At 38.6% G+C, this 11,088-nt stretch carries 9 protein-coding genes and 2 tRNA genes; 8 read left to right on the forward strand and 3 right to left on the reverse strand.

Annotated elements, in window-relative coordinates; translation table 11 throughout:
• Positions 1-18: 18 nt before the first annotated feature.
• The 5 genes from QF042_RS03490 to QF042_RS03510 all read left to right on the forward strand — a co-directional run bounded on the left by QF042_RS03490 (position 19) and on the right by QF042_RS03510 (position 6,472).
• Positions 19-978 carry an outer membrane beta-barrel protein gene (locus QF042_RS03490; RefSeq protein WP_307525390.1) on the forward strand — a complete coding sequence of 320 codons (960 nt, stop codon included), beginning with the start codon at positions 19-21 and terminating at the stop codon, positions 976-978.
• Positions 979-1,266: 288 nt separating this feature from the next.
• Entirely contained in the window at positions 1,267-4,038 is a 2,772-nt protein-coding gene (locus tag QF042_RS03495) for an outer membrane beta-barrel family protein (RefSeq protein WP_307525392.1), read from the forward strand.
• A gap of 97 nt (positions 4,039-4,135) precedes the next feature.
• Positions 4,136-4,351 (forward strand): FeoA family protein, encoded by a 216-nt coding sequence (locus QF042_RS03500; protein ID WP_167297329.1) that lies wholly within the window; start codon positions 4,136-4,138, stop codon positions 4,349-4,351.
• A gap of 11 nt (positions 4,352-4,362) precedes the next feature.
• The gene (locus QF042_RS03505) at positions 4,363-5,484 is read left to right on the forward strand and encodes a ferrous iron transporter B (protein WP_307525395.1); all 1,122 of its coding nucleotides are present in this window, start codon (positions 4,363-4,365) and stop codon (positions 5,482-5,484) included.
• 4 nt (positions 5,485-5,488) lie between these two features.
• Complete coding sequence (locus QF042_RS03510) at positions 5,489-6,472, forward strand: nucleoside recognition domain-containing protein (protein ID WP_307525397.1); 984 nt, start codon at positions 5,489-5,491, stop codon at positions 6,470-6,472.
• 1,099 nt (positions 6,473-7,571) lie between these two features.
• On the opposite strand, the gene QF042_RS03515 is transcribed toward QF042_RS03510, so the two are convergent.
• Positions 7,572-8,048, reverse strand: coding sequence for an Lrp/AsnC ligand binding domain-containing protein (locus QF042_RS03515; RefSeq protein WP_025145395.1), 477 nt, complete (start codon positions 8,046-8,048; stop codon positions 7,572-7,574).
• A gap of 156 nt (positions 8,049-8,204) precedes the next feature.
• Between QF042_RS03515 and QF042_RS03520 the strand changes: the two genes are divergently transcribed.
• The 3 genes from QF042_RS03520 (at position 8,205) to QF042_RS03530 (ending at position 9,702) form a co-directional block, all read left to right on the forward strand.
• Positions 8,205-8,321 (forward strand) — tRNA-Asp (locus QF042_RS03520).
• Positions 8,322-8,392: 71 nt separating this feature from the next.
• Positions 8,393-8,537: transfer RNA gene (locus tag QF042_RS03525), tRNA-Asp, on the forward strand.
• 148 nt (positions 8,538-8,685) lie between these two features.
• On the forward strand, positions 8,686-9,702 hold the full coding sequence (locus QF042_RS03530; protein WP_307525401.1) for a LacI family DNA-binding transcriptional regulator: 1,017 nt from the start codon (positions 8,686-8,688) through the stop codon (positions 9,700-9,702).
• Positions 9,703-9,757: 55 nt separating this feature from the next.
• On the opposite strand, the gene frr is transcribed toward QF042_RS03530, so the two are convergent.
• Positions 9,758-10,321, reverse strand: coding sequence for a ribosome recycling factor (gene frr, locus QF042_RS03535; RefSeq protein WP_307525403.1), 564 nt, complete (start codon positions 10,319-10,321; stop codon positions 9,758-9,760).
• A 39-nt stretch (positions 10,322-10,360) separates the two neighbouring features.
• On the reverse strand, positions 10,361-11,065 hold the full coding sequence (pyrH, locus tag QF042_RS03540) for a UMP kinase (RefSeq protein ID WP_086548079.1): 705 nt from the start codon (positions 11,063-11,065) through the stop codon (positions 10,361-10,363).
• Positions 11,066-11,088 lie beyond the last annotated feature (23 nt).

Genomic DNA, 11,088 nt, shown 5'->3' on the forward strand with positions numbered 1-11,088 from the left:
TTCAGCAATTCCAGAAGATTGAATATCCGGTATAGAGGAACAACCCAACAGCCTACTATTAATCAGATACAGCCAATACTTGATAATACCAACACACAAAGTGTTTTTGTTGGTAATCCTGAATTAAAGCCGCAGTTTAACAACAATTTAAGCATTAACTATAACAATTTCGATTTCGCCAAAAGCAGGATGTTTTTTGCTTTCTTAAGCTTAAGTCAAACTTTTAATGCCATCGGGAACAGCAGCCAGTTGGTAACTGATCAAAATGATGTAGACTATGGAAAAATCAGAACTACCTATGTTAATGTTGACGGGGTTTATTCTGGTAATGCAAGTATCAATATGGGCCTGCCAATTTTGCCAGAACGTAAATTAACCCTTAATGCATCGTTAAATGGAAATTACAACAGGAATGTGAATTTTACAACGGGTAATAACAGTACGGAACTGCTGAAAAACATCACTAATTCCTGGTCGGTTACCAACAGGTATAATTTCGTAACCAATTTTGATAAGTTTGATCTTACTGGTGGTATTTCCGGAACATACAACAGGGCAACTTATTCTGCTCAGCCAAACTCGACTACAAACTATTATACTTTAAATCCCAGTTTTGATATTAGCTATTTGTTTCCCGGCAATATCCGCTTAGCGGTAGATTTAGATTATATCAAAAATACGGGAAGAGGTGAAGGCTACAATACGGAGTATACGTTGGTAAATTCTTATATCAGCCGTCAGTTTTTTAAAAACAGAGGTACATTTAAAATTGCTGTTAACGATGCTTTTAACCAAAATCAGGGTATTAGCAGAACAGCAACAAATAACACGATTACAGATTTAAACTATAACGTATTAAAACGTTATTACATGTTCTCATTCACTTATTCTTTAACCCGCATTGGCGGAAGAAATATGAGTGGAGATATGCAGATGCCTGCCCAGGGTGGTGATGGCGGCCGTCGTATGAGAATGTAATACTTTGATGTAATCTGTCATTCTTCAATATATCGTCATTTCGACCGTAGCGGAGAAATCTAAAAGGATGTTTAAAGATTTATCTCCCGAAAGTTCGGGATTACACTCCAGTCGAAATGACGATTTTATTTTAGAAAAGTCTCGGTTTTAACCGGGACTTTTCTGTTTATAGCCACCCAGTTTGATGATTAAATGTATGGTTGACAATTATGTATTTCAAATGTTACCTAAGCAAAATAAACCTTTATTAAAGTCGGTAGTCTTTATGCTATAAACCAAACTAACCGAATGAAACGAATTTTTACGCTCCTACTTATTTTATCATCTTTTTATGTTTATGCTCAGAAAACGGGTTCAGTTAGCGGAAGGGTTATTCAATCAAAAGATAAAAAACCAATTGATTATGCCTCTTTAGCCGTTAGAAACCTGACTGATTCGAGCATGGTTGGTGCCGTAAGTACCACTGAGGATGGGAAATTCATTTTCAAAAATTTAAACCCAGGTACTTACAGGCTTTATGCGGCATTTTTAGGTTTAAAGAATATTACCAAAGATTTTACGATCACGGCAGACAAAACAGATGTAACCTTAGGCGATATTGTTTTAGAAGGTGGTGCAATAGATCTTCAAACGGTTGATGTTAAAGCAGAAATTCCGCCGATTGTAGTAAAAAAAGATACCCTCGAGTTTAATGCAAGCTCATTTAAAGTGGTAGAGAATGCTGTAGTAGAAGACCTGTTAAAGAAATTACCAGGAGTAGAGGTAGATAAAGCCGGAACGGTAAAAGCCCAGGGCGAAACCATTACAAAAGTTAAGGTAGATGGCAAGGAGTTTTTTGGGAATGATCCTTTATTGGCCACTAAAAATCTTCCGGCTGATATGATCGATAAAATTCAGATTATTGATGAACTTTCCGACCAGGCACAGTTTACCGGAATTGATGATGGTTCGAGAACCAAGATCATTAATATCACCACCAGGAAGGATAAGAAAAATGGCTACTTCGGTAACAGCTCAGGAGGCTATGGTTCTAACGACCGTTACGACGTAAATGCGAACATCAACCATTTTAATCAGGATAAACGACTGAGCGTAATTGCTCAATTCAATAATGTAAACAAACAAAATTTTGGCGGTGGCCTGGGTGGAGGAAATGGCGGGGGTAACGGCGGTCGTGGTGGAATTACCGATACCAAAGCCGGCGGCTTTAATTTTTCGGATGAATATGCCGATCAGACCGAAGTGAGCCTGAGTTATTTTGTTAATAAATCTGATAACCTGATCCTCAGAAATAGTGTAACCCAAAATTTATTGGGCGATGAAACCACTATTTTTAATAACAATCAAACCAATAGTTCCGATCGGTTAAATCACCGCTTAAACTTTATGGTCGATACCAAACTCGATTCATTAACCTCATTACGCATACAGCCCAATTTAAGTTATACCGATAACGAGAGCTTAAACAGTAGCACTTATACACGCGATTATAACAAGTATATGATTAGTGGAACGCAATCCCTACGAAATCATAGCAGCTCACCATCCATTAGCAATAACATTTTATTGCGTAAAAAATTTATGCGCAGGGGCAGAACATTATCGCTGAATTTAAACACGAACATTAACAATAACGACGCTGATAATTACAATACCAATCCCGAAACCAGAAAAGAAAACGGGATAACTACTGAAAAAACAACCGATCAGTTTAATGATCAGGAGAGTGAATCCATCAATCAGAATACAAGATTGGTATATACCGAACCTTTAGATAAAACCCTGAGCTTAGAGTTTAATTATCAGAATGGCTATAACCACAATACATCCGATCGTTTTACCTATAATTTCAATCCGGCTACCTTACAGTACGATCTGTTAGATGAAACCTTTAGCAATGCCTACGAAAATACCATTTTAACCAACTCCGCAGGTTTTAGCTTTAATAAAATGGATAAAAAATACAACTGGAATGTGGGGATGGCCGTTCAAAATACAGATCGGACAAATAATAACATCAGTAAAGGATATGTACTGAAGCAAAATGTTTTTAATTATACACCTTCCGCCATGTTCAGGTATAATTTTAGCAATAGCAAACGCCTGGTATTTAACTATAGGGGTAGTACCAACCAGCCAACCATTCAGCAGTTACAGCCAATCAGAAACAATACCAACACACAAAGTATTCCTGTTGGTAACCCCGATCTGAAACCCGAATTCAATAATACCCTTCGTGTAGCCTACAATACATTTACGGTTGGGAAAAACAGATCGTTATTTGTGAATTTAAACCTTACCCAAACCTCTAACCGGATTGCAAACAGCAGTAGCTTAATTCAGAGTGGTGAGGATCAGGGAAAACTGGCCATTACCCCGGTTAACGTAAACGGCGTTTACTCAGGATCTATTTCCTCTTCATTAAGTTTGCCGATTATGGCAGAGAATAAGCTGAATTTCCATATCAATGTTAGTGGTAGTTATGATAGAGATGTAAACTTTACCAACTCCTTAAAAAATATTACCAACAGCTGGTCTGTTACCAACGGTTACCGTTTGGTTTCCAATTTAGATAAGCTCGATTTAACAGCAGGCGTAAATGGTTCAATTAATCGTGCAACTTACTCCGTTCAACCTAATTCCAATACACGCTATTATACCTTCAGTCCAAATGTAAGTGTAAGTTATCTGTTTCCTGGAAATATCCGCTGGGCAATCGATGCCGATTATAATCAGAATACCGGAAGAGGAGAGGGTTTCGATACGCACTTCACTTTGGTTAATTCATATATCAGCAAACAGTTTTTTAAAAACAGAGGAACCTTTAAAGCTGCGGTAAACGATATACTGAACGAAAATCAAGGCGTAAGCCGTACAGCCAATAACAACACCATCCAGGATGTAAGTTACAATGTATTGCAACGTTATTTTATGTTTTCATTTACCTATTCGTTAAACCGTATGGGCGGTAAAAACCGTATCAGAGGAGGCGAGGAAAGCGGCAGAGAACGTGGTGGTAACGGTGGCGGTGGCTTTGGCGGGGGCAGACAGCGGAACTAGATCATCTTAGGGTAAAGCTGTGTAATTTATATCCCGCACGTCATTATCTTATTTGGAATAAATCTAAAGAAAGGTTAACTTGCGCCAAATTTAGCACATGAAGCTGTCGCACCTAAAAGTTGGAGAAAAGGGAACAATTGTAGCTTTTACAGATTTAGATATGTCTGTAAAGTTAATGGAGATGGGCTGCTTGCCGGGCGAGGAGGTAGAGGTAGAGCGTTTTGCTCCTTTGGGCGATCCTATGGCGATCCGTGTTGCTGGTTATCAGCTTTGTTTGCGTAAAAGCGAAGCCGATGTTATCATTATTCAATAAAAGAGCTGGGTTTGGATATTAAAGTTGCGTTAGTTGGTAATCCCAATACAGGTAAATCTACTTTATTTAATCGTTTAACAGGGTTAAATCAAAAAATTGGAAATTTTCCAGGCATCACTGTCGATAAGAAAACAGGTTTTACCAAACTTGCCAGCGGTAAAGAAGCCGAGATAATCGATTTACCAGGAACGTATAGCTTATATCCGAAAAGTGCTGATGAAAGCATCGTTTTTCAAGTACTTGCCGATAAAAAAAACAATAGCCATCCTGATGTTATTGTACTCATTGCCGATGCTTCCAATTTAAAGCGCAACATGCTTTTGTATTCGCAAGTGGCAGATTTAGGTATCCCTATGATTCTGGCCTTGAATATGATCGATCTTTCTACTAAACAGGGGATCGAGATTAATCTGGATAAACTGGCTGAAAAACTGGGCATCCAGGTGGTTTCCATTTCGGCCAGGAATAATATCGGAATTGATAAACTGAAACAGGCCATTGCCAATACCAATAAAATTGCCACGCAGTTTCAGGATGTAGACGTAAATTTTCTGGCTCCAGAAGCTATTAATGCCATAAAATCGAAACTTAATTCCGACAACGATTATTATGCGCTGCAAGTTTTGCACCAGCATGAACATTTAACTTTCTTTACTGAAAAAGAGCAGGAAGAAATTGAACATATAGAACAATCTCACCATTTCGAATCTTCTAAAATTCAGGCTGCAGAAACTATTGCCAGATATAAACACCTCAGCACTATTTTATCTGATGTGGTTATTGACAAAGGAACTGCAAATAAATTTTCTTTCAGTGATAAATTAGATGCTATTTTAACTCATAAAGTATGGGGATTTGCCATTTTCTTGCTTATCCTTTTTGTAATTTTCAATGCTATATTTGCCTGGTCGTCCTATCCAATGGATTGGATTGAGACTGGTTTTGGGTTTATTACCAGTATTGGGCACGAATATTTGCCAGCAGGCATGCTTACTGATCTGTTGTTGGATGGTGTAATTGCGGGTTTAGGTGGTATTTTTGTTTTTATTCCACAGATTGCCATTCTTTTCGCATTCATATCCATTTTAGAAGATACGGGTTATATGGCCCCGTGTTACCTTTATGATGGATAAAATTATGAGCAAGGTTGGCCTTAACGGTAAGTCGGTGGTGCCGATGATTGGTGGTTTGGCCTGTGCAGTTCCATCTATTATGGCTGCCAGAAATATCGAAAACTGGAAGGATAGAATGATTACCATCATGGTTACCCCATTGGTAAGCTGTTCGGCAAGGCTTCCCGTATATATTTTAATCATTTCGTTAATTATTCCTTCTCAAACCGTTCTAGGTGTTTTTAACCTGCAAGGACTGGCGCTAATGGTGATGTATCTGGTAGGTATTATTGCTGCGGTATTGGTAGCATGGGTAATGAAATTCATAATCAAAACCAAAGAAAGGTCTTATTTTATTATGGAGTTACCGGTTTACCGCATGCCAAGGTGGAAAAATGTGTTCTACACCATGTACGAAAAATCGAAAACCTTTGTGTTCGAAGCCGGTAAAGTAATCATCGCCATTTCCATCATCCTTTGGGTAATGGCTTCTTTCGGACCAGGAAACCGCTTTGAAAGCATTGATAAAAAATACGAATCTGCCCTGGCTGATACAACAAAAAATACCGATCACATTAAAACCTTGGTGGCTACCGAGAAGTTGGAAAACTCTTATGTAGGTATTCTTGGTCATTGGATCGAGCCTGCCATCCGCCCTTTGGGGTACGATTGGAAGATTGGTATTGGTTTAATTACCTCTTTTGCGGCTCGCGAAGCCTTTGTTGGTACAATGGCCACCATTTATAGTGTTGATGGCGGTGATGAAGATACCTCCACCATTCGGGAACGGATGTCAGCCTCGGTTAATAGCCGCACTGGTTTGCCTGTTTATACTTTTGCTACAGGTATTTCACTGATGCTTTTTTATGCTTTTGCCATGCAATGTATGAGCACAGTTGCTGTAGTTTACCGCGAAACCAAAGGCTGGAAATGGCCGGTAATCCAATTGGCCTATATGACGGCGATGGCTTATGTTGCTGCACTGATTGCTTATCAGTTGTTGAAGTAGCTTAATCTTTTCTCGGTTGTCACCCTGAGCGGAGTCAAAGGACCTCGTTATAAATATGATGATTAAGATTAGAAGAGCAGGGTCTGTATAATTATTTGAGTTTGCTCCCGCTTTCCGTTTTACTTTGCCTGCGGCTTCGTGTTCACTCCAATCGGGTTTAGGTGGCTTTTGAGGTGGTGCTATTTTTGGCTAGGAGCATATGTGCCTTTTTCCGAGTACTTATCTTGAACAGGTTGTTGCATTTGTCACCCTGAGCGGAGTCGAAGGGCCAATAGGCGAATTGCTATTTATTGCACAAACCTTTGTTTCTACACCCGGTAGCAGCGGCAGCCTCCGATATAAAAGTATTACTTTCTCGGTTGTCACCCTGAGGGATAATTTATTTAATAAAAATCAATATAAATAACAAGAGATTTAAGGAGATAAATCTCCTCAGATTATCGTCATTGCGAGAAGGCTTTTTCAGCCGACGAAGCAATCTTTATAGCAGGATTACTAGCAGGAAAGATTGCTTCGTCGTTCCTCCTCGCAATGACGACCTTGCTATAGGAATCTGTCAATGGTAGCGTAGTCGAAGGACCTCGTTATAAATATGATGATTAAGATTAGGAGAGCAGGGTCTGTATAATTATTTGAGTTTGCTCCTGCTTTCCGTTTTACTTATCCCGATGAAATATCGGGATTGCGTGTTCACTCCAATCAGGTCTAGGTGGCCCGATAGGTAGTGCTATTTTTTGGTTGGGCGCTTAGCTGCACAAACCTTTGTTTCTAAACCCGACAGCAGCGGCAGCCTCCGATATAAAAGTATTACATTCTCGGTTGTCACCCTGAGCGGAGTCGAAGGGCCAATAGGCAATTTGCTATTTATTGCACAAACCTTTGTTTCTAAACCCGATAGCAGCGGCAGCCTCCGATCCTTATCGGAGCTATAGCGAATAACGGGACTGCTGTTCCCGAAATCACACTGAGCGTTCATTTCCTGATTATTAAGAATAACTAATAGCGTTTTACCATATAAGGCATATAAGATCATTTAAGCTATGTGCTTAATAGCATCTTTTTTACTTTAGCCTTCACCTTTAGTCTTTCAGCTTTGGTCTTACCCCAGTTCAATCTGACGCTTAATGCTCTCTTCTAATGAGATTAAAGTCTCTGTACGCTGGATTCCGTTCACGGCCTGAATTTCTTCGTTTAAAACATGGCGTAAATGATTGGTATCCCTGCAAATAATTTTGGCAAACATACTGTAGGCACCTGTGGTATAATGCAATTCTACTACCTCTTTAATCTTGCTCAATTGTGCAACTGCATCTTTATACTGGATCCCTTTCTCCAGGTAAATACCCAAAAAGGCACAAATATCATATCCAGCCTTTTGCGGATCGATGATGAGGTGGGAGCCTTTTATAATGCCCATTTCTTGCAGTTTCTTCATCCTAACGTGTATCGTTCCGCCCGAAACAATCAGATCTTTAGCGATTTCTGTATAGGGTTTAGTGGCATCCTGCATCAATTGTTTCAATATATCGATATCGAGGTTGTCAATTTCTAAATTGGAATTGTCTTTTTTAAGCATATTTTTGAATTATGATAAGCGAATTTACAAATATTTATCAATATTATAAAAATAAAATTAAATGTTTAAAATATTTGCAAGGTATTGGTTGTTCCTTTACATTTGTATCAAGCAATTAACAAAAAGGAAACGTTCTTTCAAAATTGCATAACATAATGTAGGGTGGTGAAACAGGCAGACACACCTCCTTGTCTCGGTGGCGGAGAATAATGGGAATATACCGGTTTCGGTACTAACCACTCCTTGAAGGTTCGATTCCTTCCCCTACAGCCAGTTCAGTTGGCAATTTACAGTTGGCAGTTAAAAACTGAAAATTGGAAATTGAAAACTGTTAACTTTTAAAATGTTGGGTGGTGAAATTGGCAGACACGCCTCCTTGTCTCGGTGGTGGGGAATAATGGGACAAACGCAGTTTATTGGGTTGACCACAAATTAATTTTTTGAACTGTAGCTAACTACCCCTTGAAGGTTCGACTCCTTCCCCAACAGCATTTTTTATGAATAATAAGTTAGTTAATCGAGCAATCCTGGATAGGTTGCTCTTTTTCTTTTTAGACTAGTTTTTTTCATATCCCTCCTATATTTATAGATATATTGTTATATTACCAATCAAAATTTTATTCGTTCAATGCCTGTGATGAAGAAACGCGTTTCGATTAAAGATATCGCTAAACAATTAAATATTTCCATTACAACTGTATCGTTTGTAATTAATGGGAAAGCAAGAGAAAAAAATATCAGCGAATCGCTTACCAAAAAGGTTTTAGACCTGGTAGCTGAATTAAATTATCAGCCCAATACCCTTGCTACAAGTTTAAGAACAGGTAAAACAAAAATTATAGGTTTCTTAGTTGATGATATTTCTGAACCTTTTTTCTCTGGGATAGCACGCCGAATTGATGAAATTGCTTCGAGCCTTGGTTATAAAATCCTGTTTAGCAGTACCAGAAACGATACCGAAAAAGCAATAGAATTGCTGCAGATTTTTAAAGACAGGCATGTTGATGGCTACATTATGGCCTTGCCTGAGGGATTGGAAGAAGAAGTTAAAAAATTGATTCAAACAGATGCGCCTGTGGTACTATTTGATCGGTATGTACCGGATGTTAAAACGGATTATGTAATAATTGATAACCAGAGCAGCACATATGAAGCTACGGAGCACCTTATTAAAAATAATTATAAAAGAATAGGTTTTGTAACCATCGATACCTTGCAGCAACAGATGGTAGACCGCTTGGCTGGTTATGAAAGCGCTGTCGAAAAATATAAATTGCCTTCAATTGTAAAGAAGATAAAATATGTAAACTCTGCCGAATCAATTGAGGAGATGATAAAGTTTTTTAAATCAGAGAAGCAGCTTGATGCGGTTGTTTTTGCGGCTAACTATATTTGTTTAGATGGCTTAAGAACTTTTAGAAAATTGGGTATTAAGATCCATAAGGATATCGCTGTTGTTTCTTTTGACGATTTCGAAATCTTAGCGTTTTGTGAGCCTCCGGTTACGGCTATTGCACAGCCTCTTGAGGCCATTGCAGAAAACGTGATGAAGATTTTATTGAACAAGCTTAAAAAGGCTGGAAAGCCTATCGGAAATACGCAGGTATCGTTACCCACCATTTTAAACGTTAGGGGCTCAAGCGCAAAGAAATAAGGCAATAAAAAAGGGAATAGATTTAAGTCCATTCCCCTTCTTGTATTTATACAGATTAAACTGTCATTACATCTTTTTCTTTAGCTTCAGCATGTTTATCAATCTTGATGATATAAGCATCGGTTAATTTTTGCACTTCACCTTCACCTGTTTTAATTTCATCATCAGAAACCCCTTCACCTTTCAGTTTTTGAATTTTGGTATTGGCATCTTTACGGATATTACGAATGGTAATGCGGCCTCTTTCGGCTTCTTCCTTCACTTTTTTCACCAGGTCTTTTCTACGTTCTTCTGTCAAAGGCGGCACAACCAGGCGGATAACAATACCATCATTTTGTGGATTGATGCCAATATTAGCTACTTGAATAGCTTTTTCAATTGCAGTTAAAAGTGATTTTTCCCAAGGTTGGATTACGATTGTTCTGGCATCAGGCGTATTAATACTGGATACTTGTGATAATGCTGTAGCTGCGCCATAATAATCCACGAAAATACCATCCAACATTCCAGCTGATGCCTTACCAGCTCTGATTTTAGTTAATTCAGATTCACAATGATCGATGGCCCTTTCCATTGCAGATTGAGCATCCATTAATTGTAATTGTATGAGGTCGTTCATAATTGTGTGTATTTCTACAAAAATAATAATTTTTATTCCTTATTTAACCAGGGTTCCAATAGGTTCGCCATTAGCAATTTTCATGAAATTACCATGTTTGTTCATATCAAACACAATAATCGGCACTTGGTTTTCTTCGCAAAGCGTAAAGGCAGTCATATCCATTACATTAAGGCCTTTATCGTAAACTTCTCTAAAAGAAATTTCTTCATATTTAGTGGCCAATGGATCTTTTTCAGGATCTGCGGTATAAATTCCATCAACACGTGTTCCTTTTAAAACAACATCGGCTTTGATTTCGATAGCACGTAAAGCCGCAGCAGAATCGGTTGTGAAGTATGGATTTCCGGTTCCTGCACCAAAAATAACCACACGGCCTTTTTCTAAATGTCGAACAGCCCTTCTGCGAATAAACGGCTCGCAGATCTGCTCCATTTTAATTGCAGTAAGTAAACGCGTTTTAATACCAACTTTTTCTAAAGCATCTTGCAAGGCCATAGAGTTGATTACCGTAGCCAACATGCCCATGTAATCGGCCTGCGCCCTGTCCATACCACTTTTTTCGGCGCTTAAGCCCCTAAAAATATTTCCTCCTCCAATTACGATTGCGATTTCTAAACCTTTATCGTGTACCGCTTTGATATCTTCAGCATATTGTTTAACGCGTTCATTATCAATACCGTATTGTTTGTCGCCCATTAGCGATTCTCCGCTAAGCTTAAGTAGGATGCGTTTGTATTTCATGACCTCAAAAATATTAACAATTT

The organism is Pedobacter sp. W3I1 (assembly GCF_030816015.1).
Lineage (GTDB): Bacteria > Bacteroidota > Bacteroidia > Sphingobacteriales > Sphingobacteriaceae > Pedobacter.

What these genes read in the sequence shown, in the direction of transcription:
- QF042_RS03495 (WP_307525392.1), top strand. Translation starts at nt 1,267, where the DNA reads ATGAAACGAATTTTTACGCTCCTACTTATTTTATCATCTTTTTATGTT.
- QF042_RS03500 (WP_167297329.1), top strand. Translation starts at nt 4,136, where the DNA reads ATGAAGCTGTCGCACCTAAAAGTTGGAGAAAAGGGAACAATTGTAGCT.
- QF042_RS03510 (WP_307525397.1), top strand. Translation starts at nt 5,489, where the DNA reads ATGAGCAAGGTTGGCCTTAACGGTAAGTCGGTGGTGCCGATGATTGGT.
- QF042_RS03515 (WP_025145395.1), bottom strand. Translation starts at nt 8,048, where the DNA reads ATGCTTAAAAAAGACAATTCCAATTTAGAAATTGACAACCTCGATATC.
- QF042_RS03530 (WP_307525401.1), top strand. Translation starts at nt 8,686, where the DNA reads ATGAAGAAACGCGTTTCGATTAAAGATATCGCTAAACAATTAAATATT.
- frr (WP_307525403.1), bottom strand. Translation starts at nt 10,321, where the DNA reads ATGAACGACCTCATACAATTACAATTAATGGATGCTCAATCTGCAATG.
- pyrH (WP_086548079.1), bottom strand. Translation starts at nt 11,065, where the DNA reads ATGAAATACAAACGCATCCTACTTAAGCTTAGCGGAGAATCGCTAATG.